At 58.2% G+C, this 23,331-nt stretch carries 17 protein-coding genes; 6 read left to right on the top strand and 11 right to left on the bottom strand.

The window, feature by feature from the left end; translation table 11 throughout:
* Positions 1-34: 34 nt before the first annotated feature.
* Positions 35-9,862 carry a DUF6603 domain-containing protein gene (locus NUW46_RS08400; RefSeq protein WP_418141828.1) on the bottom strand — a complete coding sequence of 3,276 codons (9,828 nt, stop codon included), beginning with the start codon at positions 9,860-9,862 and terminating at the stop codon, positions 35-37.
* Between the two features lies 1 nt (position 9,863).
* Positions 9,864-10,460, bottom strand: coding sequence for a hypothetical protein (locus NUW46_RS08395; protein ID WP_136629743.1), 597 nt, complete (start codon positions 10,458-10,460; stop codon positions 9,864-9,866).
* 316 nt (positions 10,461-10,776) lie between these two features.
* On the opposite strand from NUW46_RS08395, the gene NUW46_RS08390 reads away from it, so the two are divergent.
* Together NUW46_RS08390 and NUW46_RS08385 are read left to right on the top strand one after the other, a co-directional pair.
* On the top strand, positions 10,777-11,028 hold the full coding sequence (locus tag NUW46_RS08390) for a type II toxin-antitoxin system Phd/YefM family antitoxin (protein WP_012137510.1): 252 nt from the start codon (positions 10,777-10,779) through the stop codon (positions 11,026-11,028).
* On the top strand, positions 11,025-11,279 hold the full coding sequence (locus NUW46_RS08385) for a Txe/YoeB family addiction module toxin (protein WP_222464257.1): 255 nt from the start codon (positions 11,025-11,027) through the stop codon (positions 11,277-11,279). The genes NUW46_RS08390 and NUW46_RS08385 overlap by 4 nt, the downstream gene beginning before the upstream one ends.
* A gap of 180 nt (positions 11,280-11,459) precedes the next feature.
* On the opposite strand, the gene NUW46_RS08380 is transcribed toward NUW46_RS08385, so the two are convergent.
* On the bottom strand, positions 11,460-11,789 hold the full coding sequence (locus NUW46_RS08380; protein ID WP_418141827.1) for an SMI1/KNR4 family protein: 330 nt from the start codon (positions 11,787-11,789) through the stop codon (positions 11,460-11,462).
* Positions 11,790-11,906: 117 nt separating this feature from the next.
* On the opposite strand from NUW46_RS08380, the gene NUW46_RS08375 reads away from it, so the two are divergent.
* Positions 11,907-13,046, top strand: coding sequence for an IS110 family transposase (locus tag NUW46_RS08375; RefSeq protein WP_418140502.1), 1,140 nt, complete (start codon positions 11,907-11,909; stop codon positions 13,044-13,046).
* Between the two features lie 356 nt (positions 13,047-13,402).
* Here NUW46_RS08375 and NUW46_RS08370 read toward each other — a convergent pair whose 3' ends face one another.
* The 7 genes from NUW46_RS08370 to NUW46_RS08340 all read right to left on the bottom strand — a co-directional run bounded on the left by NUW46_RS08370 (position 13,403) and on the right by NUW46_RS08340 (position 16,567).
* Positions 13,403-13,705, bottom strand: coding sequence for a type II toxin-antitoxin system RelE/ParE family toxin (locus NUW46_RS08370; RefSeq protein ID WP_136629746.1), 303 nt, complete (start codon positions 13,703-13,705; stop codon positions 13,403-13,405).
* On the bottom strand, positions 13,693-13,950 hold the full coding sequence (locus NUW46_RS08365; RefSeq protein ID WP_136629747.1) for a type II toxin-antitoxin system Phd/YefM family antitoxin: 258 nt from the start codon (positions 13,948-13,950) through the stop codon (positions 13,693-13,695). The genes NUW46_RS08370 and NUW46_RS08365 overlap by 13 nt, the downstream gene beginning before the upstream one ends.
* A gap of 142 nt (positions 13,951-14,092) precedes the next feature.
* Positions 14,093-14,419: a DUF2834 domain-containing protein gene (locus NUW46_RS08360; protein WP_305966234.1), complete on the bottom strand. Its 327-nt coding sequence runs from the start codon at positions 14,417-14,419 to the stop codon at positions 14,093-14,095.
* 110 nt (positions 14,420-14,529) lie between these two features.
* Positions 14,530-14,811: a hypothetical protein gene (locus NUW46_RS08355; RefSeq protein ID WP_305966235.1), complete on the bottom strand. Its 282-nt coding sequence runs from the start codon at positions 14,809-14,811 to the stop codon at positions 14,530-14,532.
* A 101-nt stretch (positions 14,812-14,912) separates the two neighbouring features.
* Positions 14,913-15,368 carry a hypothetical protein gene (locus tag NUW46_RS08350; protein WP_305966236.1) on the bottom strand — a complete coding sequence of 152 codons (456 nt, stop codon included), beginning with the start codon at positions 15,366-15,368 and terminating at the stop codon, positions 14,913-14,915.
* Between the two features lie 519 nt (positions 15,369-15,887).
* Positions 15,888-16,163 carry a YrhK family protein gene (locus NUW46_RS08345; protein ID WP_069184579.1) on the bottom strand — a complete coding sequence of 92 codons (276 nt, stop codon included), beginning with the start codon at positions 16,161-16,163 and terminating at the stop codon, positions 15,888-15,890.
* A gap of 56 nt (positions 16,164-16,219) precedes the next feature.
* The gene (locus tag NUW46_RS08340) at positions 16,220-16,567 is read right to left on the bottom strand and encodes a 4a-hydroxytetrahydrobiopterin dehydratase (protein WP_418141826.1); all 348 of its coding nucleotides are present in this window, start codon (positions 16,565-16,567) and stop codon (positions 16,220-16,222) included.
* A 128-nt stretch (positions 16,568-16,695) separates the two neighbouring features.
* Between NUW46_RS08340 and imuA the strand changes: the two genes are divergently transcribed.
* Genes imuA through NUW46_RS08325 form a run of 3 tightly spaced genes read left to right on the top strand, consistent with a single transcriptional unit; the run spans position 16,696 to position 21,932 of the window.
* Positions 16,696-17,385 carry a translesion DNA synthesis-associated protein ImuA gene (gene imuA, locus NUW46_RS08335; RefSeq protein ID WP_305966237.1) on the top strand — a complete coding sequence of 230 codons (690 nt, stop codon included), beginning with the start codon at positions 16,696-16,698 and terminating at the stop codon, positions 17,383-17,385.
* A gap of 9 nt (positions 17,386-17,394) precedes the next feature.
* On the top strand, positions 17,395-18,813 hold the full coding sequence (locus NUW46_RS08330; protein ID WP_305966238.1) for a Y-family DNA polymerase: 1,419 nt from the start codon (positions 17,395-17,397) through the stop codon (positions 18,811-18,813).
* Complete coding sequence (locus NUW46_RS08325; RefSeq protein WP_305966239.1) at positions 18,813-21,932, top strand: error-prone DNA polymerase; 3,120 nt, start codon at positions 18,813-18,815, stop codon at positions 21,930-21,932. Before NUW46_RS08330 ends, NUW46_RS08325 begins: the two co-directional genes overlap by 1 nt.
* Positions 21,933-21,984: 52 nt before the next feature.
* Here NUW46_RS08325 and NUW46_RS08320 read toward each other — a convergent pair whose 3' ends face one another.
* Entirely contained in the window at positions 21,985-23,319 is a 1,335-nt protein-coding gene (locus tag NUW46_RS08320) for a sodium ion-translocating decarboxylase subunit beta (protein WP_083231855.1), read from the bottom strand.
* Positions 23,320-23,331 lie beyond the last annotated feature (12 nt).

Here is a 23,331-nt window from a genome sequence, read left to right as displayed (position 1 = left end):
TCTTTCGCCGGTCCCTGCGTGGATCTGCACGGCGTTACTCGTCCTGTGCCGGCACCCATTCGATCTCACAGTTGCTGCCGCCAACGGCACGCAGCCTTGAAACCGTTGCGGGCAATCCCTTTTCCGCAATCAATTCGGCCATCGCCTCAGCCGACGCGACCGCCCCAATCATTCCCGCAATTTCACGGGCACCGCCCTGCAGGGCCCGAACGGAAACACCGGACTGACCGGCAAGGGAATTGATTTCAAACAGCAGCACCGAGCGCGCCCCTGCCTGAACAACCACCGGCTGAACCGGCTGCCTGAGGTGCCGTGCACCGTGCAGCTCTATTTCCACATCACTGGCAGACCGACCCTCACCGGCTTTCAGAATCACACCAACACAGGTAACCGTCTGATCGAACCGGGTGGACACGGCAGCCGCACCACGCACCACATCCTGGGCCAGATGCCATCCCACGGAGGCTTTTCCGGCTGTGCCGTTCAGCGACAGAACGCATCCGGCCCCGACCGCTGATCGACCGGTCAGGCGAACCAGTCTGGACTGGTCATGCCAGCCCACAATTCTCAGACCGGTGGGGCGACCATCGCCTCCACCACTGGCCTGCACGGCAATTGTCGCAGTGTGTTTCGGGACGGCGATCTGGCGATCCTGAACCTGCTCATCGGCAACCACAGCACCGTTGCCCAATAACATAACCACTCGTGCCGCGCCGGTGATCTTGAGTTCAGGCCGGGTATCTTCCCCATCAATTGCGGCATCCGGAGATCGCATGGTGACAATATCGCCGGGGCGGAGTTTGCTACCGGGCGCCTGGGGAATCGGTCCAGCTTCTGTGCCGAGGCCCTTCACATAGGCGGCCCCCGCACCCGAGCCAACCCGGCCGCCGAGATACGTCTGGCTGGCGCTGGTAACGCTGGTGCGAGGTACAGAGCCGCGAACAACGACCGTCAGATCGTTGAAGCTGGACGGAGCATGGGTTGTGTTCAGTTTGATCGGCAGACTGCGGCCCAGTCGGCCGAGAACAGATTCCGTGGACGGTGCCGGGCGGCGCTTGGTGCGTTTGTCCGCAACGGTTGTGGTCGCATCCCGCAGGGCCACGCCCGCCCCGTTGCTCATGAATCCGGTCACGAACGGCTTCGTTGGTTTGATGACCCGGGGGCTCTCATCCAGAGACATGAAGGCGGTCGAACCGTTGCTGGCATTCGACGCCTCCAGGCCATCCATCAGTGTGCCAAACATGGGTGGCGCGGTGCGGGAGTTCTCGTAGATAGCCTGTGCTTTGGCACTGCGCTGCCCTGTGGCCAGCAACCCCTCGGGTAACGCGCCGGTGCCGTCCGCAAACAGATACTTCCGGGCTTCAATAAAGGCTTCCTCAATGCTCGCGCTCTCGGCAACAACTCCCAAAGCGGTGGCCCGGTTCAGGTTGTCGGCCCGCAACGTACCGGCGGCAGACAACGGCAGTGGGCGCCGGCCTGCTTCAACCCGGTAGTAATCGATTTCCGGGCCGGTTTGCGAACTCATGTCCGCCTCGGCAACCATCTTTAACCGGCTGCCGGCGAAAATAACGTCGCCTTTCGGAATGGGACTGGAGGGTTGCTCGGGATCTTCCGGCGGCCCCCAAACACCGATCGGGAAGGCTTCCAGGCCATAGGTAGGGCCTTCCTCGGCAGTCTTTTCGTCCTTCATGCCCTCCACCAGGGGGCGCAGGTCCGAGGTGCGGTCCGTCCAGGTGTTTCCAACCCTGCGCTCAAGGCGAATTTCCAACTCACCCTTCAACCCGGCGGCGTTCATGGGGCTCAACCCCATCGCTACCGCGGCGCCACTCGGCAATTTGGGCGTAATGTCCTTGTCGATGGCCGGGTTGTTGAAGTCAAACCGGGTGACCGGGCCGGTTGCGACAACCGACACTTCGAACTCCGCGAAGACTTCGAAGGGCCGCTCATAACTACCGTCACTGGAGGGTGCCGAGGTTTCACCCTCCGTGGAAGCGGGCAAAGCCCCCTTACCCGCTGCCCCCGAGAGAGTCCGCGCCCGGCCCGGCGCGGTTTCTTCCAGATACTTGGGTACGAACTCATCCCAACCCACGAATATGCCGCGAATCTCGCGGGAACTGCCGAACTTCACCTTGATGTCGCAAGGACCCACTTCGATGGTCGCTTTACCCCGGAAATCAGGCCCCTCGACCTCAATACGTGCACCAAGGCTGATGCTGATTCGAATGGTGCCCAGGAAGGTTTTTATCTTCACACCGGCGGAAATGCGCGCGTAGGCGTCCGCCATGAAGTAGAACGGATCGAAATAGACAATGGCGTTCGCACCAAAGGCAATGCGGGCCCAGGCGAAGCCAAAGTCGGCACTGACCTCTACTTCAACCCCTGCCATCAAGGCTTCCGATGTGAGGGCAAAGTAAGAACCACCCTTGATCACAATAGCGTTGGACACCCGCCATTGCAGGCCTAACCTGGCGACAATCGGATACCCGTCACGCTGAAAGCTGGGATGATAGCCGCCCAATGTCAGAACGAACTGGCCGGCATTGGGGCCGAGCCACCAGGTAGCAAAAGCAAAGCCCCCTGTAAGGCGAACCTCGGGGTACAGCAGCCAGCTATTGTCGGTAAGCTGCGCCTGTATCAGGAACAGCCCCTCCGAGGACGAAAACCGGGCAAGCAGCCCCAACTCAATGGATACCAGTGCGGCCTGGGGCCTGGGCAAAGCCATTCGAGCCAGGCCAAATAGATTGAGTTCCAACCCGTTGCCGACGGAAACCGACAACACGGCGACACCATCCACCAGAGAAAAGCTGGTAAAACTGATGCCGGCGGCAAACCAGAAGTTACCCGGCTCCGGAGGGAAGTACTCGGCAAGCTTCCGCAACTCCTCCAACGGATCGGAGGAGACGCTCGCCGCGGGATCCAGAGCCTTGATGAAGGGGTATTCGCCAAGCTTTGACAGGTCATCCGGAACGCGTAGCCCCCGTTTGATGCCCAGACCGCCCCCAATGCCGGTCAGGAAGAAAGCGGGAGGGCCACCAATGGGGCCTTGGATGGCACCAAAGACAAAGAACGAAGGCAGCCCTTTGTCGTCGCTGTATCCGCCGAACAGGGAGAGTCCATACACCCCGAAACGACCCATCAGCATTCCGACGTAGCCGATCTGTCCGTCCAGGTCTGTTTTCAGAAGACCACCAGCGATAGACAGACCACTGAAGTCCCCGGAAACACCCAGGCCCTTCAAATCGACCGCCCAGTTGGTCAACTCGAAGACGTCACCGCCGAGCCAGTGCAGGCCAAGTTCCTCAACCGATGCCGTTAGCCCGAACAGTGAGACGCGCGCATCGAACAGCAGCGAAATCCCGGTAACGGAACCATCAACTTCGGTGACATCAAAACCGAATTGCTCCAGGTAAAGCGGGCCCAACTGTCTCTGGATCGCCAGCCACCAGGGGCCAGGCGGATCCCCTGCCCGCAATGAAATGCCAAGGTCGCCGCCCGGGTTCTTCTGAATCGCCATCGCCGGGCTGAAGGCAGGACGGGCCGAGGGCGACGCATCGTTTCCGGCGTCGCTCATGATGTTGTTGGCAACCGCATTGTCGCCGCCAGCTGCCGAGGGCACGATGGCCAGCCCATCGAGCTGAACCTGAACGCCGCCGCCTAACCCTGCCGGCACCGCCTCGCCGTATAGATGAACGCCGATGGCGTCGATACTCATAATGCCGAGGTTCAGCAAAGGCCCTGCGTTTTTGCCAACGCGAACGCCCAGACCGGCAATGGAGAAACCCGCATTCAGTTGAAAATCGCTGCCGACCTTTTCAACGAGCAAGATCGACAAACCCGGCGCGATTCCCGGCGACGTCACCCAGTTGGCAACCACTTCGAGATCCACCGTCGGGTCGCTACCACCGAGCGAAATACGCTCGCCCGGGGGCAAAGACACGAAGATGCCTGCAAGATCGCCGTTGCGGGTGAAGCCGACATCTACTTTGCCATCAATGGTAATTTTCAGGTTGTGGTCGGCCAGGTTGAAGCCGAGCTGGAACAGGCGCTTCAACAACGCTTCCGGGTCGACGATGTCGTCAAACAGGGTGGGATCCAGGGTTGGTGTGCCACCGGTGAACAGAACATCCTGCAGTGCATCAACCGCATCCGTTCCCAATGTACCAAGTGCTTCCAACGTGACACCTGCGGCCATGGAAACAGCCTGGGACAGGAGCGCCAGGGCCACAGCTGCGGGCTCGTTGTCTTCTGTTTCACCGGACGGTGACTCTTCAACAACAACCACCCGCGGCGGCGTCTGATTCAACGCCCACCGGAACTGAACGGACTGGTCGCCCGTGCCATCAGTGACGAGACCAAGGGCGGCCATTCGAGTGAAACCGGTGCCGGACACGCCGGCTTCAATTTTCGCTACAGGGCGAAGAATCAAACCATTGCCAACGTCGAATCCGCTTGCCACATAGGAAACAGCAACAGCTACGCCGCTCGCACTGAGTCGCACCCGGTCGAATCCGACCGTTCCGACATCCGCTATCGAGAGAGCCGCGGCCAGTTCAATGGCAGGGCCCGTGGGGCTGGCATCCAGAGTGATCTCCACGGGGTCCGTGCTACCCAGAGACAGTCGACAGATTCCTGTCGAAGGCGTCGATGTCGAAACGACAGTACCCGCAGGGTCGAGAGCATTGGCCAACTGCGAAATTGCGGTAACAACCAGATTGGGCAGGCGGGATAAAAGTACCCCGGCGGGGTCTGCGGCAAAGGTCTGAATTCTGGCGTCGGCAAACTGATTGGATTCCAGAAGATCCAATGCGCTGCCCAACTCAAACACTGCCACGGCCACATTTTTTTGCAGCGACGGCGTCGGGTTGGCCCTTTCGGCAATCAATGCGTTAAGCGCGACCGGGATGGCCATACCTGCGCCAGTCGCCAGAAGTGATCCCAGGCCCGGTCCCGAAGGGTAAATCTGCATGGGCGCTGCTGGGGCAGACCGCAGGAGGTCGATGCGAACATCTGGCGAGAGGGAGATAGCAACGCCCTTCCCGTCAAAGGTCGCCGAACTGGAAACGAGGGTGCCAATCGAGCCGTTGGTGGCAATGGACAGGCCGCCGCCCAGGCTGATGATGACCGGAGTTGCGCCCAATGAATGACTGGTTTCGATGGCGACGGCCACATTCAGTCGGTCTGATGCCACCCCGTAGGTTACGGACACCTCATTACTGAAATCGAATCCGCCTTCGGTGAAGCCGGGTATCAACAACTGGCCGATCGCATCGAACGCCTGAATCGCCTGGCCAAACGGGTCGGCCTTCCAGGGTGCAGCGCCTGCCTTCAGCCAACCCACCGGGTCCATAAACAGCGCCCAGGGCAGCAACACCCTGCGTGAGGGCAATTCAGAAGGCGGCGCCAGCAAATCCAGGCCATCCATAATCACCTCAATGGCGACCCTTGCATCGTCAGAAGCGGTTTCGCGGAGGTGATCAACCAATCCCGCCAGAAGCGTTGACGGAATGAACGACGCGCCCAGTTTCGCCAGCGCGGCCTGCTCGGAAGTGCTTAGCGATGTCAGAAGATTGATTGACGTCGCGGACAACGAACCGGGAGTTTGCCAGGCAATAGTCAGGGCGGGTGAAACTCCGCCCGTAGCTGCACTGGCTACAAGCTCAAGACCGCCCACATCCGGCTCGATTGCGCCGATAGAGCCGGAGATGGAGGCCGAGGATGCGGAAGCAAATAGCGTCAGGCCCAGTGGAACAAGGTCTGCCGCCACATGGCTTACGTCCAGTGCAAAGGCGCGGGAGTTCAGATCGACGGCAATGGTTGCCGCATCGAGTGCCCAGGATATCTCGGCGCCTGCGCCACCAAATCCGCCAAGCGCCCTGAGTGCGCCGGCAAGGCTGGCCGGAGATGCATCTACCGCCGCGTTGATTGCCCCATTGGCATCCAGGATAAGCTGATCAAAACCTTCCGGATCATAACCACCTCCGGCAACCAGCCCGATGTCAGCAAGCAGTTGTCTGAGATCCGGTGATGCCGCAGCCAGGCGCCCCACAACTTCGGCCAGAATCAAATGAACCTCAGACGTGGGCAAGCTCGGCGAGGCTACGCCAGCCCCGCTTTCAATCACCCACTGGTCCCGCCGCACCCCGAAGCAGTTGGCCTCGTGCAGAACTATCCGGGCGCCAGATACCCACGTGCTACCGGCCAAGGGCAGGTACAACCGGGCAGATACCCAGCGCACCTCAATGTCGTTCTGGCCGGCGCCCGGGCCACCAACAAGCCAACCATCCGGAACACCGAAATGCAGATCCAGGATGACTTGCCTGTCTGTTTGCACCTCAAAACCATCGCCACCGGGGCCGCGATCGCAGGTCGCCAGTTCAAGAATGGCCCCTGCCCCGAGGAAGACGCCGCCGAGATTGGCATCGATAACCGGCAGATCCACGCCCGCGTGCAGTTTGGTTGGTGGCGTTGCCGGAGGTTCATAGGTTTCGTGGCGGTAGGCAATGGCACCGGCGACCGTTGCAGCAAGCCCCGTCTCCAGGGCTTCGGCGTCAAGGGCACCGAAAACCGCGTCTACCGGAAGGCCGGCCCGGATTGGTTGCTGGTCCGCCCGCAAAAGCTCATCAAAGCTGTCGGGTGTTAAACCAGCTGCCAGGGACGCCCGGTCAAGAACATAGCCAAACTGCAGGAGGGCGTTGGATTCTCCGGCAATCTCCTCTTCGTTAATCGTCTCGGGCTCTGGTCGCTGGAGCTGCAAGAGGAGCCGCAAGGCATCGCCGCTCAACCCCGACAACAAGCCATTCAGGGAAACCGGCGCCCAGGGCGCGCCTACCGTTACCACCCGATCAATCGCTGTGATCGTACTCGCCGCCTTGATGACGGCCGCCCCGGCGGAGCCGAAGGCAACAACCGTTATAGGCGTCGCCCTATCCTGCAACACCTCGATCAGGCGCTGGCATTGCTCGTCTATGGCACCGCGATCCGGTCTTGCTGCCGCGGCTGTTGCTGGATTCGGCAGGCAAATGGACCAGTGTCCGTTGGCGGACGCCGGAACGCCGGGCCCGCTGACCTCTACCCGAACATCCAGGCTATCGCTTCCGAAACAGGTACTCCAGAGGTCCTCACAGCCAACGTAAACCACCGCATCCGGTGCGCTTCCGAAAGCTTCCTGCGGCAACAAGTTGATGGCACCGAATGCCACAAGCTCGCGATAGCTCAATCCTTCAATGTCGATGCCATTCACACCGGTTGGCAGCGACGCTGGGCGGCCGATCAGGCCGTCGGTGCCGGTGAAGCGATCGATTAACGCCTGAAAGCCCTCGTCCAGCCGGTTCCGGCCCGTCATCAGATCGGCGAGGTCCGGAAGCTCGGTACCAGCCGCCCGAATCGCTTCTGCAATGGAGGCCAACTCCGTCGGCTCACTGGAATCGAAATTGCCGGCTGGAGGTTGATACCGCCCGCGGTGGATGTCGCAGCCAGGGTCCAGCCACACCGCAACGCCCGGCGCTCTGGGGGCAGCGGCTATGGCGGCTCGATAGGGCGTGCGTTCATTGCCATTGCCCAGCGGTGCCCACTGGCGGAAACCACTGAACAGATATGAGAGCGGGCTCATCGCCACCCGAACATTGCTGCAATTCAGTACCAGATCACCCATCCAGGATTTAAGAGCTGCTTCCGGGTCGCTCAAAAGCTGCTCAATGGATAGGCGAACCCCCTCGCCGTTCCAGCCAACCAGGTCAGTAAGCGCGGTGATAATCGGCGAGCCCAGGCGCCGAAGCAACGCGGCAACGGCGTTTTCGATGGCACCCCAATCCGGGCTGAAGCGAACCGTGCCATCGCTACTGAACTCCGGCAGCGGCAACGGAACTTCGATGGTTGAACTGTCGGATGCATCGACCGCCTCAACTTCGACTGACAGGTCTGGCGCATCCACACGCACGGCAAAGCCCGTTGAAGCCCCCCAAACCACCGAGGCACCAATCGACCGGGCCGAGACATCAACCTGCCCCATATCCAGCCTGAGATCAGACCCATCGGCTTCCCGCAGCCGGGTACCCGCGTTTATGCGGCTCAGGAACTCCGCACTCTGCGCCGCAAAATTCAGCCGCAACAGCCTTGCACTGACAAAAACGTCTGATCGCTTGTCGTCCAGAACAGTGTTTTCGAGGCGAGCTTCCAAATCAAAATTGACCCAGTCACCGTCGATCGAAACCTCAAGCGCTACAGGGTCCAGATCAATGCTCCAGGGATCCGCTGCCGTGCCAGTGCCGGACACACTGGTTGAGTTACCGGTGATGAGTTCCTGGGTTGAGGTTAAAACAACCGCCATGGCTGCCGGCGAGGCAGCGAGTGAATTCCAGTAGGCGGCCGTTTTGCCTAGTGGGTCGGTCAGGAGTTCGATCGCTGAAGGGCCGGAGATGCCGGTGGGCGGATCAAGCCCCAGCAGTTGGGAACAGATTTCGCCGGGGCGACCGAGAGTGGCCAAGGCCGAAACCAGCGCGCCGTCCACCAGGCTCTCGGCGGCGTCCAGCGCAGCATCGGGAGACGACAGATCCAATAACTCATGATTGGTGCCGCCGAGCGTAACGTTATGAGCGGTCAATGCAAAAGCCGGTTTGCCCGCGGCCAGAGTAATACCGGTTTTGATTGACCCAATTGCTGGATCGCCCGCAAGCAGCGGCGACCCCATGCCCGCTGCCTGCCCGAACACCGCAAGAAGCGACAAATTCGGCACGGCTTTGATACTGCCATCCAGGGTTGCCAGGGTCAGCAGGTCCGCCTGCGCCTTCACTTCCGCGCCGGCCTGAGGTCTGAGCGAACCCTCCAGCCAGGGCGTGATGATCAATCCCCCGGCAGCTGACGACGCCACACGCAAACCAACGGCTCCGGCCAATGATCCGTCACTGAACTCAATGGCGCTTCGGCCAGAATTGACGGTTCCGCCCAGCAGCGCGGCCCACTGGCCGAGCCAGGCATTGCGAGAAGGCGCGGAAGAAAGGATGGATTCAATCCAGCCGGTCAGCGCAGACACGCCATTTGTAATCAGGGACTCCAGCGGAAATGGCGGAATATTCGGAACAGACCGTAAACCCGCCAAACCGGTGAGCGCCGCAAACGGTGCGGTTGCCGGATTGCTGGTGTCGAGCGCCTCGGCCTGCGCCTGAATCAGGCCCGTCATGAATTCCAGAAAGTCGGAGCCCAGCTCGTTAATGTTATCCACGGTGAGCTCAAAATCCCTGGGTGCATTGGTGCCAGGAAGCTGAAGCCGCTCGAACCCTAGACTGAATTCCAGATCATCAGAGGGGCTGGTTGGAACGTCCACGCCCACGGCCACGGCGCCAATATAGAGATCCCCTGGCGCAGGAGCATCGTTGGAAATGATGACTCTGATCGCCAGTTCGATGTGCGCGTCGTCCCGGCCCAACACCAGCCAATCGGGTTGCGCCCCGGAAATATCCAGCGCTCCCGCGCCCTCCCGTTCGAACTGGAACACCGGAACATGGGCGCTCACAGAGATTGCGGGCAACGAGCTACCGCTGTCGTATTCAATGCCAAACCCGACCCTTGCGCCGTTGTCGGCCTCATCAACCACTACGAATATCGTTGCACCGGAGTCCCTGAACAGAGGGACCCAGACAGCACTCCCTTGCTCTTCCCTGTCTGGCGCCCCCAGCACGTCGTCGACAAACGTAATCAGTGCCTCTCGCTGCTCATCGAGGTACATCATCGAGCTGAGCCCGCGCTTGCTGCCGTTGGGATTGCCCAGTGGGTCCTGGAACCAATCACCCTGTAGTTCGCCATCGCGTGTCAGGCCAACGGCTTCCGCCAGCGTGCCAAACACGTCGAGATTCTGATCAGCACCCATGTCAGACTCCCGGCATCAGTGAAAACCGGGCAACAGGTTGCACCAGCATTTTGTTCGGCGCTGCGGCAATAGCGCCGGGTACAAGCGGCAATCCACGCTTATCGTTACCAACCTCTGCGCAGAGCACAGAAGCCACCTCAAGCACGGATTCCCAGGCGAACGCCTGAATTGCATCCCGCCAGGCCAATATCAGCTCTTCCGGGCCCTCCAGATCTTCGAACGTGGACATTACAAGGCCGCTAGGCGACTGTTTGGTGCCAACGCCAATCGGTACCGGAATTCGAAGCTTTCCATGCTCCTCGCACTCCGCCGTCACCGTTACGGTGATAACGCCGCTGGAGAATTGAATACGGGTTTGATCGCTGTGGATGAGCAGCTCGCTGTCGCCTTTGGTCCAGACAACCAGCGGCGTGCTGTTTCTTGGCAGGTCCAGAACAAGGCGAACCACTTCCGAAAGCAAACGCTGAACGTCTTTTCCGGGAACAGTCAGCAGGTCTGGAGACAGGTCGCCGACATCAAGCAGGACGTCAGCATCTATGCGGTTAAGCCAATCGAATTGGGAAAAATCGACGGTAGTAAATCGGGCGGAAGTTGCCATAGCGATCCCTCGCAGCGATTGTCTTGCGCAGGTTTCGAGACCGGCCGGAAAAACATCCATATTCTCCGTGGTAGCCGGACTGCAGCATCAAAACCCTGTTGCGTAAATTTGAGCCGAAAGGCCCATGGAAACAGCAAACAGCGTCATGAATTCAAGCTATGACTTAGAGGAGTATAGGCAGGGACAAGGAGGGTGCAAAAAATTGGAGAAAATTAATTCATATATGCACATAAATCATACACAGTGGCGCCGATTGTTAAATCCTTTGGCGTACGGCATGCTGAACATGTTCAACATCCTGTACAGGAGAAACCTCATGGATGCCATTAGCTACACAGCCGCTAGAACCAATCTAGCAAAAACCATGGAGCAGGTCTGCGAAGACCACTCCCCTGTAATCATCACCCGGAGCAAGTCGCAGTCAGTGGTAATGATCTCCCTGGAGGACTACGAGGCACTGCAAGAAACTGCATACCTTCTGCGCGCACCGAAAAACGCACGGCGTTTGCTGGAGTCCGTTGCCGAGCTGGAGCAAGGCGGTGGTCAAGAAAAGGAACTTCTTGAATGAAACTCATCTTCTCCGAGAACGCCTGGGAAGACTATCTGTACTGGCAGAAAACCGACAAAAAGATTCTTAACCGAATCAACAAGCTGATCAAAGAGACTAAAAGAGAGCCTTTCGAAGGTGTTGGTAAACCAGAGCCTCTCAAACACAGCCTCGGCGGGTACTGGTCTCGCCGAATCAATGAAGAACACCGAATAGTTTACAAAGTCACGGATGACGCTTTACTTACCGCCCAACTCCGGTATCACTACTGATTTAACGGCCCGAAGCTTGAACGCCAGGGTGTAACGGTCGTAGTTTCTTTTGCGAGTCTGCCCCATGATGGGCCCCTCTTAGTGTTCGGTAAAAGACCCTCCACTAAAGAGGTGCAAGATCAGCGCCCTGACAAGGGCGTCCGGTGGAGGCCGCAGGCCGGAACAAACTACAACAACTTGTTAGGGCTTGGGGTCGATACCAAATCTCTTGGCAAATTCTGGGTCTACCCAAACCGACTTAACCTGACCAGGCTCCAACTCCATTTCTGACGGGGCTACACACTGAGCGATGAATTCATTAATAGACCGCGCGAGAACCGTAGATTCGCGAGTTTCGTGATCCCAAAAATGAACTTCTAGATTCGCTTGGACGAAATAATTCCCGCACTCATCTTCGGCGATCACATCTGATTCGGAAAGCTCCTCAGGAAGCGGCTCCGTAGTCTTCCGAATAATCCCGTACTCACTGCCACTACTAGATCTGAAGACTTTGCCGTAAATTTGCTTCATAAAGAAACGCCCTAGACATTATGACTCCCAACTAGAGGGCTGCCCCCACCTCGTGGGTTAGCCTCAGCCAGAGCCATAATTTACGTGTTCACATGCGTAAAATCGGGGGGCAGCACCATGAAAAAACATAGCACACTGTTTATTGGCCTGGATACGCACAAAGACTCTATTGCCGTCGCCTACGCCACAGATTCCCGAACAGAACCGGTCACTTACCTCGGGGCCATTGGTACCCAACATTACGCCATCCGCAAGATGGTCCGGCAATTTGAGTCCCGGAATCCAGGGTGTCAGCTTCAGTTTGTGTATGAAGCCGGCCCCTGCGGTTACTGGCTCTTCCGCCTGCTTTCAAGCTGGGACTATCCTTGCTTTGTGGTCGCACCGTCACTGATTCCGAAGAAACCCGGGCAACAGGTGAAAACCGATAAACGCGACTGTATGCAGCTGGCTCAGTTGCTGCGCAATGGCGACATTGATCCCATCTACGTGCCAGAACTGGAAGACGAGGCCATTCGCGATCTGTCACGGGCCCGGGAAACCGCCATGTGGGATCTCAAGAATGCCAAGAGCCAGCTCAAGGCGTTCCTGTTGAGGCACGATATCCGATACGCTGGTACGGCCAACTGGTCGGCGGCACACATCCGATGGCTCTCGGAACTGGTCATGCCGACACCAGCCCAGAACACCGTGTTCCGGGAAATGCTCTACACCATTGTCGAACGCCACAAGCGTCTCGAACGGCTCGACAACGAACTCACCTACCAGGTGCGTCGATGGCGGTTCTACCCACTGGTCAAAGCCGTCCAGGCGCTACGAGGTGTTCAGTTGCTGGTCGCTACCAGCGTTGTCGCTGAACTGGGGGATCTCCAGCGCTTCGACAACCCCAGGAAACTGATGGCCTATGTCGGCCTGACACCCAGCGAACGATCCAGCGGCAACCGACGACGAATCGGCCCGCTCACCTGTGCCGGAAACAAGCGGGCAAGACGCATGCTGATCGAAGCGGCTCATGCCTATCGATACCCGGCCAAAACCTCCCGGATCTTGCAGCAGCGCCAGGAAGACTTGCCCAAGGCCATTGTGGAGAAAGCCTGGGATGCGCAGGTCCGACTCTGTCGACGCTATCGATCGCTGATGCAGCGAGGTAAACATCGAAACGTGGTTGTGGCTGCCATTGCCAGAGAACTGGTCGGTCACATCTGGGCGATTGCCCGGGAAGTTGTGATCGCCAAACCCGATCCAAGGTTGATGCTATGACAACGATTATGGGACAGGACAGGCGCTTCAGGCCGCGGAGTGTGAAGCAACCCTCGACGCGCGTTAGGAAGCCTGGCTGAAGCCTCAGACCAGACGCTCGTTCCTAGACGGAGGACCGGCTTCACGACGGAAAAGTAAGGTGGTGAGAACCCACGGATATCAGCATGGGAACCGTCGACGATTACTGGCCTCAGCGTCTGTCCTGACCCGCCCTATATCAGCGGGAACCTAGCTCTGAAAAAACGGGCCTGGACTGGTACGTGCCTCTTGACGTGGGGAGTCATATCAACGCCGAAGCGCACCGGTGACTTTGGCATAGCGAAGCGGAGACAAAGGCATCCGAGTGACGCGCCTGGTTAGCTGCTCCCAAGCATGTACGCACGAAGCTGCCGCTCCTCTCGCATGACATAGAGGATGAGAACCCGCTTCTCATCCTCACGATAAAAAATACGACACGGTGGAACCACTACCTCCCTGTACACCGAATTGGGGAGTTCGGGAGGAATCCGCCCGGATTGAGGAAAGTTTTCCAAACGCTCGGTCTGATAGAAAACCTGTTGGACCAGATCGCTTGCGGCAGCAGGATTGTCTAGAGCAATGTACTCAGCGATGGCATCCAGTTCTTGAAGGGCGGGCTCTGTCCAGATTACTTCAGCCATTTACTCATTTTCTCCCTGGCCTCACTTCGGCTGTACGTTCTTCCCTCAAGTACAGCTCGCTCTCCTCGTGAGAGCCCCTCAAGCAGCTCAAGTCGGCGCTGCATAAACTCGTAATCCTGCACATCGACAAGGTATGCGGATGGCTGACCGTGCTCCGTGATCAGTATCGGCTCTTTAGACACATGCAGATCTGCCAGAATCTTTGTGGCTTGACGCTTAAGGTTCGTAACAAGCTCAACTTTCATGGGCTCACCCTGATCCAAATTGATAGTGACACTATAGTATCACTTTGCGAGTGAGGCAATCACAGCTAACGCTTTTGTTTAGCGGCGCCCCGACAGGGGCGTCCAGTGGAGGCCGCAGGCCGGAACGAACTACAACAATTTGTTATATTTCGCTGGGTTTGGCTTCCGGCTCCCGCCGGCCACGCAGTACCAAATATAGCAGCGGCCCTGCAGATACAAACACCGCTGTTATGACGAAGAATGGAATGAGATAGCCCAAACCTTTACCACGGATTTTGGCGTCTTGATACATCCAAACACAAGCCAGCGCGGCCAGGATGTAGAGATCAATGACAACCTGAGCGGTGTCTGGGCTGGACATGAGCTGGGCACCGAAAGCCAAAAGTGACTGGTCTGCGCCCGCCATAACCCAAAAGGTGAAGCCCATGAACAGGCAGAGAACGATTAGGGGTAATGTCGATATTCTCATGATCTTCCTTGATTGAGGTTTAAGAAATATAACGCTGATGATAACCGGCGCCGAAGCGCAGCGGAGGGAACCAAAAGCGGTACGCTTTTGGCGTCCGGTTGACTGCCTTGTTAATCACTGTACTTTTGGACAAGCGACTCAATTTCGTCAACCTTCTCGACTTCCCCATTCCCCAGGTATTTGAAGAAGTGCCCCTCATCATCTCTAAAAACTTCCCCAGAATTGATGACAGTCTGTTTCGAAGAAATTACTTTCAGTTCCCCAGTACTCTGGTCAAGCAGATAGACAACGCCTGCCGAGGTTTCAAAGAGCGAAAAATTGGGTGAGTCTGAAATCGTAGTGTTGTCGCACCCGGCGAGAAAAAGAGCTCCCAGAAAAATCCAAAATTTCATACAAAAGCCTCCCGACGGATTAACGCAGAGGTTACCGGCGCCGGAGCGCCAGCGGAGCGGACCAAAAGCGCCACGCTTTTGGCGTCCGGTTGACCGCCTGGTTATAAATTGGGTGCATCCGGTATCAGCTCGATTTTTCCCAACTTAAACCTCTCAAAAGTATCGCCCTCTTCAAAAGACCAGCCATCTGGCATCTTCGATTTGTAGCCCAACTCAAAATCGAGCTTCTTAGATTCTTCTTTTGTTATTCTGACGATCTTCCAATGTTTTTTGAGCAGGTGAGCTATCTGATCGTGAGAAAGCTTGTCTTCTTTGAGCAACCGGAAACACTCGTTAATTAATACTGCACATGGCACTGCATGTTCGGGATGGTTTTTGGTTTCGTCGGTCACAGATACTGAAGCACCGTAATAGACATAGCGATCTTCAGGATGGAGGAAATAATTGAATATTCGGGTATGGACCACGTCCCGCCCTTCTTCAACTTGGTTGGCGAAATTGTAGACGAGTGCTTTACACGCCCTCAGAAGAATCTCGTCTCTCGTGAAATCAGGCATGCTCTATCCTATTTATAACAGCTAATTATACGAACGCGTTCGTATATCACCCGTTCGTAAAACTCCATTCAAAACGCTCAAAAAAATACAAATTTGTTGAATAAAAACAAGCTCTTGAGCACCATTTACCACGGCTACCGTCGGAGTTATACGCCCTCTTCTGAGCCACTCCTGCTCCCACCATGGGCGTATAACTCCGCCCGTCTTGTTGCAACTTTTCAACCCTATCAGATAGTTACCTTCATTTCTCATGTGATTTTTGGAGTTTTTCGAACGCGTTCGTATAACTCCGGCTACATCAGCCTCTTCACTTCGATTCAAACCGATATTCTGTATATGAAATCAGCATTCAAGGATGAATGGATATGGATGTCCCTACCCCGATACCTGCGCAACCACCCGATATTTAGACAAAGTTCGAGGCTTTATACGCATTCGCCTCTACCCAGAGAGTCGCATTGAACGCATTGGTGTTTTTATACCGGAAATTCCTTGGGACAGCCCTGTCGATAAGAGCTTCTAACTCTCCCAGTTGCTGGCTGGAATTCGCTTAACGTGGATGTGGCTGACAAGCCGGATGGTGGGGCGGATCAGGAACTGAAAGCTGCCAATGATGAACAGCCAGATGGCTGCCTTCTCGTATTCCGGGAACAGAAACAGGATGCTGCCCACCAGGAACCAGATGGCGATGAAGAAGTCGTTGATGATGCTGATTACTTCGTAACGGCGGCGAATGATCAGCTCTTCGTGCCCAAACTTCAGGGTCAGCGGGCTGTCAGTGCGGTCTTCAACCATGCTGCTAAGGATCTCTGTTAGAAAGCGGCGGAATGTTTATTCCGCCGCGACTGGGATTATTGCATGTCGTTGAACGCAGCGTCGGTTCTCGCTGCCAGGATAAAGTCGTTCTTGTGCAGGCCACCTATTTCGTGGCTCCACCAGCTCACGGCGACTTTGCCATATTCCAGAACAATTACAGGGTGATGATCTTCCTCTTCGGCAAGTTCACCAATCTTGGTTGTGAATTTGAGCGCCTTAACAAAGTTCTTGAGCTTGTAGACCTTATGGAGCTGCTCCTCACCGTCAATGTCCAGAATTTCCCAGTCTGGAACATCTTTGTGCAGCTGCTGCTTTTCTTCCTCGGTCGCCTTGGGTGCGTTCGGGCTGCAGGCTTCACAGCTGTGTGCTTTCAGGTCACTCATTTCAACCTCCGTGGTTGATGGCTGTATTACAAGCGTGGGTTGTGCTCCTCGGTTTATCAACCCTTCTCTTGAAATCCGGTTGCTTTCAGAATACTGTATATTTAAACAGTATTTTGAGAGTTTTCATCATGAGCGAGCTTCTGAACACGCTGATGCAGGATGCCCGTGTCTGGCAGGGGCACCGTCATACCCAGACTTCACAGCCGGCAGAACCCACCGGTTACCAGGTGCTGGATAACCAGCTTGGCGGCCTGGGCTGGCCCCGGGGTGCACTGAGCGAATGCCTGTTGGATGCACCGGGTATTGGTGAGCTGCATCTGCTTTTGCCGCTCATGCGGCGGGTGTGCGAAGAGGGCAAAAGCGTGTTCTGGCTGAACCCGCCACATACACCCTACGCCCCCGCCCTGGCCCGGGAAGGTGTGAATCTGGACCAGGTGGTACTGATTCATACCGACGATGAGGGCGATTTCCTGTGGACACTGGAAAACTGCCTGCGTTCACCGGTAACCGGCCTGGTGATGGCCTGGCCGGGGAAGCTGGCCACGCGGGACGTCCGTCGCCTGCAACTGGCCGCCGAAGCTGGCAGCAATGTGTGCGTGCTGTTCCGGGAGCGGCGCTACGCCGAGCAGAATTCTCCGGCTGCCCTGCGTTTGGAACTGGAACCCGATGAGCAGCAGGCTCTCAAGGTGAATGTGCTCAAACGCCGGGGCAGCTGGCCCGGGCAACGCTGTTCACTGGCCATGGCCCAGCGGGCCGATCTCGCATTCCGTGAAACCACCCGGGTTGTCCGGGGCCCCTGGTCGGGTTCAACCAGGTAATAACGCTCCATGCTCTGGCTGTATCTGCATTTCCCGCACCTGGTGCTGGACCATATTCGCCGCACCCGTGAAGATGAGGGCGCCCTGGTGGTGGTTGAAGGCTCTGGCCAGAAGGTGATTCAGGCCTGCCCGGAAGCCAGGAGCCAAGGTATTCGTAGCGGCATGCGCCTGAAAACCGCCATCAGCCTGGCGCCGGATCTGGGTATGGTGCATGCCGATGAAACCCAGGAAGCCAGGATTCTGGAAGATCAGGCCCGCTGGCTGTACCGCTACGCCGCCCATATTGTGCTGGTGCCGCCCGATGGTCTGCTGGCAGAGATTGGCAGCCTGCAAAAACTCTATGGCGGCCTGCCCGCTGTTTGGCAAACCGTGGAACAGGGCCTGAATGAACGCCAGTTGAACGCCTGGATCGGTATTGGCTATACCCCGTTGGCGGCCCGGCTGATTGCCCGTGCTGGCAAGGGGGAATGCACCGCAGACAAAGGCCACATTCTTCGGAACCTGAGCCAGATGCCCCTGCTGGCAGCGGAATTCGACGAGAAAGCCTGTACCCGGCTGCAGCGCCTGGGGCTGAATACGCTGGGAGAGGTGTTTGATTTACCGCCGGGGGAGCTGGCACGGCGGCTGTCTCCGGAACTGCTGGCTTACCTCCAGAAAATCCAGGGCACCCGGCCAGATCCCCGCACACCCTGGCAACCGCCCCACTCGTTCCGGCAACAGGCGGATTTTGTGCAGGAAATCGAACATACCCAGGGGCTGCTGTTTCCGCTCCAGCGCATGCTTGACGAACTGGAAGAGGATCTGTGCTGGCGCCAGCAGGATACCGACAGCCTGCGACTGATTCTGAGGCATCGGCACGCAGAACCAACCAGGCTGCAGATCCGCACATCCGGGCCGGAGCACAGGGCCGATAATTTCCTCAACCTGATTCGCCTGAGGCTGGAGCAGCATTCCCTGAGTTCCCCGGTTATCTCGATGGTTCTGATGGTGAAGCGTTTTCTGTCCCGGGAAGCACCTGCCGGGCAGGATCTGCTGGGCGAAACTCAGGATCTGAATGAAGCCTGGCATACCCTGATCAGTCGGTTGCAGGCGCGTCTTGGCGATCAGGCCCTCAGGCAGCTTTCGCCCCAGGCGGATCACCGTCCCGAACGGGCCTGGTCGGCTTCCGAAGTTCTGCGTAAAACCGGAACGCCGCTCATACCGGCGGCAGAACTGCCCAGGCGGCCACTCTGGCTGTTGAAAGGCCCGCAGCCGCTGACGGAAGCACCTGTTGCCTGGTTTTCCGGGCCCGAGCGCATTAGCGGTGGCTGGTGGGATGGCCAGCGTGTGCACCGGGATTACTACATTGCCCAGCTAACCAGCGGCCAGTTGGCCTGGGTGTTCCGGGACGCCCGGGAAGGCTGGTTTGTGCATGGGTGGTTTGGCTGATGGCTACACAATCTTATGCAGAGCTGTTCTGCTTCAGCAATTTTACCTTCCTGACTGGAGCTTCTCATCCTCACGAGCTGGCTGAGCGGGCACATGAGCTGGGTTACACCGCCCTGGCCATTACCGATGCCTGTTCTGTGGCTGGCATTCCCCGGGCCTGGGCGGCGTTGGCAGAGAGCCCGGTAAAACTCATTACCGGCAGCTGGTTTGAGTTGTCGGATGCCCCCGCCGGCGCCACATTACCCCGCTTTATCCTTCTGGCCCGCACGCGCAAAGGCTACGGCCAGCTTTGCCAGTTAATCACTACCGGCCGTCGTCGGGCCGAGAAAGGCCAGTACCAGCTGTTTTACCGGGACATCGAAACCCACACCCTGGATGACTGCCTGTGCCTGTGGCTGCCCCCCTCACCTACCGAGGCAAACTCTGATCAGGCACTGGCCTGCGGCGAGTGGCTGGCCCGACTTTTTGACCTACGGCTCTGGATTGCTGCCGCCCGCACCCTGGAATCTGGCGAGGAGCAGCAGCTGGCCCGAATACACTGGCTGGCCGATCAGCTGCGCACACCCGTTGCCGCCGTGGGCGAGGTGCACATGCACAGCCGCGAACGCCAGCCGCTGCAGGATGTACTCACGGCCCTGCGCAATCACACCAATCTGGAGAATGCCGGGCACTGCCTGTTTCAGAATGGCGAGCGGTACCTGCGGCCCCTGCCCGTTCTGCAGCGGCTGTTTCCGGAAGCCTGGCTGAAAGAAACCCTTGCCATCGCCAGCCAGTGCACCTTCGAGCCCGGCAGCCTGCGCTATGAGTACCCGCCGGATCTGGTGCCGGAAGGCGAGACCCCGGCCGGCTACCTGAAACGACTGACCCGCGAAGGCGAGCGTCGGCGTTACCCGGATGGCACTCCACTGCAGGTACAGAGCCTGATCCGCAAGGAGCTGGGCCTGATCTCGGAGATGAACTACGAGCATTACTTCCTCACCATTCACGATATTGTGGACTTCGCCCGCAGCCGGGGAATTCTCTGTCAGGGACGGGGCTCGGCGGCCAACTCTGCGGTCTGTTATTGCCTGGGCATCACCGAGGTGAACCCGGCCCGGGTGGAACTGCTGTTCGAGCGGTTTATTTCCAAAGACCGGAACGAGCCCCCTGACATTGACGTAGATTTCGAGCACGAACGGCGCGAAGAGGTTATCCAGTATATCTACCGGCGCTATACCCGTGAGCGTGCCGCCCTGGCGGCTACCGTGATCCGCTACCGGCCCAAGAGCGCCATTCGGGATGTCGGCAAGGCCCTGGGGTTTGATCCGGCCCTGGTGGAACAGTTGCTGGAAGGTATCGACTGGCGGGACAAGGCCACCAACTGGCGCCAGCAGATTCTCGACAAGAAAATCACCCGCAACCCACAGGTAGCGGACCAGTTCTTTACCCTGGTCAATACCCTGCTGGGCTTTCCCCGGCACCTCTCCCAGCACGTGGGTGGGTTCGTGATCAGCGCCGGGCCACTGGCCGAACTGGTGCCGGTGGAAAACGCCGCCATGGCCGATCGCACCGTCATCCAGTGGGACAAGGACGATCTCGAGAGCCTGGGGCTGATGAAGGTGGATGTGCTGGCCCTGGGCATGCTCTCCGCCATTCGAAAAGCGCTGGAACTGATCAGCGATGAAAAAGGCGAGCCTTTCCGGATACAGGACATTCCCCAGGAAGACCGTGACACCTACGCCATGCTTCAGACAGGCGACAGCATCGGCGTGTTTCAGGTGGAATCCCGGGCCCAGATCAACATGCTGCCCCGCCTAAAACCGGAAACCTACTATGACCTGGTGATCGAAGTGGCCATTGTGCGGCCCGGCCCCATCCAGGGCGACATGGTGCACCCATACCTGCGCCGCAAGCACGGGCTGGAGCCGGTGGACTACCCAAACGATGCCGTGCGCAAGGTGCTGGAACGTACGCTCGGTGTGCCTATCTTTCAGGAACAGGTGATCAAACTGGCCATGGTGGCGGCAGGCTTCTCTGCCGGCGAAGCCGACCAGCTACGCCGTGCCATGGCCGCCTGGAAATCCCACGGCGACCTGACCCCGTTCCGGGAAAAGCTGGTCACCGGCATGCTGGAGCGGGGCCACGACGCCGACTTTGCCGAACGGCTGTACCAGCAGATCTGCGGCTTTGGCGGCTATGGCTTTCCTGAATCCCACGCCGCCAGCTTTGCCCTGCTGGTCTACGTCTCCGCCTGGATCAAACGGCACTACCCGGCAGCCTTCTACTGCGCCCTGCTCAACAGCCAGCCCATGGGGTTCTATTCGCCTTCACAACTAGTGCAGGACGCACGGCGGCACAATGTCACCGTGCTGCCGCCGGACGTGAATTCCAGCCAGTGGGATCACACCCTGGAAGGCAAAGAACGCCACCTGCGCCTGGGCCTGAGAATCATCCAGGGCCTGTCCGTGAATGGCGCCGAGCGCATCCACCAGAACCGGCCAGCAGAGAGCTACCACTCTGCCAGCGAGCTTCGCCGCCTGGCTGCCCTGAACCAACGCGATATGGAGCTGCTGGCCGGCGCCAACGCCATGCCGGCATTCACCGCCAACCGCCACCAGGCGTACTGGCAACTGCTCGATCACGAACAGCCCACGGAACTGTTCGCCGAAGAAACCGCTGTCGACTATCAACCGGAATACTGCCAGCAATTGCCGGAACCTTCGGAAGGCCAGAACGTACTGGCCGACTACGCCAGCCAGGGTCTCACCCTTCAGCGCCACCCTCTGGCGTTACTGCGGGAACAGGGCCACCTGAAATTCTGCCTCAGCGCCGAACAGCTCAAATCCACCAAAGCCGGCATCCCTGTCCAGGTCGCCGGCCTGGTCACCGGCCGCCAGCGCCCCGGATCCGCCTCCGGCGTTACCTTCGTGACCCTGGAAGACGAAACCGGCAACGTAAACGTGGTGGTGTGGCTGGAAACGGCACGGCGGCAGCGCAAGCCGTTACTGACTGCGCGGTTGTTGCATGTAAAGGGCGTGTTGGAGCGGCAGGGGGATATTGTGCATGTGATGGCGGGGAGGCTTTCGGATCTTAGCCATTTGATTCGGTCGTTGCCGGTTCATTCCCGTAATTTTCATTAGCAACAAAAAAACCCCGCACGAAGGCGGGGTTTTCGGTACTGCAGTGAGAAGATCAGCCCAGAAGCTTGATCATCACACCCGCAGCAACCGCAGAGCCGATAACGCCGGCCACGTTCGGGCCCATGGCGTGCATCAGCAGGAAGTTCTGCGGGTTGGCTTCCAGACCAACCTTGTTGGAGACCCGCGCTGCCATCGGCACCGCAGATACACCGGCAGAACCGATCAACGGGTTGATCTGCTCCTTGCTCAGCTTGTTCATCAGCTTCGCCATCAGAACACCGCAGGCGGTGCCAATACCAAAGGCAACGATACCCAGGCCGAGGATACCCAGGGTCTGGCCATCCAGGAACTTGTCCGCCATCAGCTTGGAGCCAACAGACAGACCCAGGAAGATCGTCACGATGTTGATCAGGGCATTCTGGGCAGTATCACTCAGACGCTCAACCACACCACATTCGCGCATCAGGTTACCGAAGCAGAACATACCCAGCAGGGGTGCCGCATCTGGCAGGAACAGAACCACTGCAATCAGTACCACCAGCGGGAAAATGATTTTCTCCTGCTTGCTGACCGGGCGCAGCTGATTCATCTTGATCTTCCGCTCTTCGGCGGAAGTCAGCGCCTTCATGATCGGCGGCTGAATCATCGGTACCAGCGCCATGTAGGCGTAGGCAGAGACGGCAATGGCACCCAGCAGGTGCGGAGCCAGAACACTGGATACGTAGATGGACGTCGGGCCATCCGCACCACCGATGATACCGATGGCAGCCGCTTCCAGGATGTTGAACTCCAGAACGCCGGTCCAATCCAGCAGCGCAGCACCGATAACAGTACCGAAGATGCCGAACTGAGCAGCAGCACCCAGCAGCAGGGTCTTGGGGTTGGCAAGCAGCGGACCGAAGTCTGTCATGGCACCCACACCCATGAAGATCAGCAGAGGGCCGATGGTGCTGCCGATAACCACAGAGTAGAAGTTATACAGCATGCCATTGCCATAACCGAAGTCTTGGGCAAGGGAGTTTGCCGCCGCCATTTCGGAGTAGCTGGCCTCTTTCACAGCCAGCTTGAAGGCTTCCTTAAGCTCGGGCGTTACTGCCTGCCCGGCCTGATAAGCCACATCCAGGGGCGCGGCCAATGCGGCCAGAACCTGAGTTGCTTCGTTCTTCAGAGCGAAGTGGATGGCGTTTTCCGCCGCAGTCAGGGCCAGGCCTGCCTCCGGAATATTCGCCAGAATGCCACCAAACCCGATGGGTACCAGAAGCAGCGGCTCAAATTTCTTGTTGATAGCAAGATAGAGGAGCAAGAGGCCGATGGCGATCATGATCACCTGGCCGATCTCGATGTTGAACAGGCCACTACCTGTCCAGAGTGTCATTAATTTTTCCATGGAATGCTGGCC

This window comes from Marinobacter sp. MA, from assembly GCF_048298425.1.
Taxonomy (GTDB): Bacteria; Pseudomonadota; Gammaproteobacteria; order Pseudomonadales; family Oleiphilaceae; genus Marinobacter; species Marinobacter salsuginis.
This window is presented reverse-complemented; position numbering and strand designations above follow the sequence as displayed.

Coding starts and splice junctions, on each gene's coding strand:
- NUW46_RS08400 (WP_418141828.1), bottom strand. CDS start 9,862: ATGGGTGCTGATCAGAATCTCGACGTGTTTGGCACGCTGGCGGAAGCC.
- NUW46_RS08395 (WP_136629743.1), bottom strand. CDS start 10,460: ATGGCAACTTCCGCCCGATTTACTACCGTCGATTTTTCCCAATTCGAT.
- NUW46_RS08390 (WP_012137510.1), top strand. CDS start 10,777: ATGGATGCCATTAGCTACACAGCCGCTAGAACCAATCTAGCAAAAACC.
- NUW46_RS08385 (WP_222464257.1), top strand. CDS start 11,025: ATGAAACTCATCTTCTCCGAGAACGCCTGGGAAGACTATCTGTACTGG.
- NUW46_RS08380 (WP_418141827.1), bottom strand. CDS start 11,789: ATGAAGCAAATTTACGGCAAAGTCTTCAGATCTAGTAGTGGCAGTGAG.
- NUW46_RS08375 (WP_418140502.1), top strand. CDS start 11,907: ATGAAAAAACATAGCACACTGTTTATTGGCCTGGATACGCACAAAGAC.
- NUW46_RS08370 (WP_136629746.1), bottom strand. CDS start 13,705: ATGGCTGAAGTAATCTGGACAGAGCCCGCCCTTCAAGAACTGGATGCC.
- NUW46_RS08365 (WP_136629747.1), bottom strand. CDS start 13,950: ATGAAAGTTGAGCTTGTTACGAACCTTAAGCGTCAAGCCACAAAGATT.
- NUW46_RS08360 (WP_305966234.1), bottom strand. CDS start 14,419: ATGAGAATATCGACATTACCCCTAATCGTTCTCTGCCTGTTCATGGGC.
- NUW46_RS08355 (WP_305966235.1), bottom strand. CDS start 14,811: ATGAAATTTTGGATTTTTCTGGGAGCTCTTTTTCTCGCCGGGTGCGAC.
- NUW46_RS08350 (WP_305966236.1), bottom strand. CDS start 15,368: ATGCCTGATTTCACGAGAGACGAGATTCTTCTGAGGGCGTGTAAAGCA.
- NUW46_RS08345 (WP_069184579.1), bottom strand. CDS start 16,163: ATGGTTGAAGACCGCACTGACAGCCCGCTGACCCTGAAGTTTGGGCAC.
- NUW46_RS08340 (WP_418141826.1), bottom strand. CDS start 16,567: ATGAGTGACCTGAAAGCACACAGCTGTGAAGCCTGCAGCCCGAACGCA.
- imuA (WP_305966237.1), top strand. CDS start 16,696: ATGAGCGAGCTTCTGAACACGCTGATGCAGGATGCCCGTGTCTGGCAG.
- NUW46_RS08330 (WP_305966238.1), top strand. CDS start 17,395: ATGCTCTGGCTGTATCTGCATTTCCCGCACCTGGTGCTGGACCATATT.
- NUW46_RS08325 (WP_305966239.1), top strand. CDS start 18,813: ATGGCTACACAATCTTATGCAGAGCTGTTCTGCTTCAGCAATTTTACC.
- NUW46_RS08320 (WP_083231855.1), bottom strand. CDS start 23,319: ATGGAAAAATTAATGACACTCTGGACAGGTAGTGGCCTGTTCAACATC.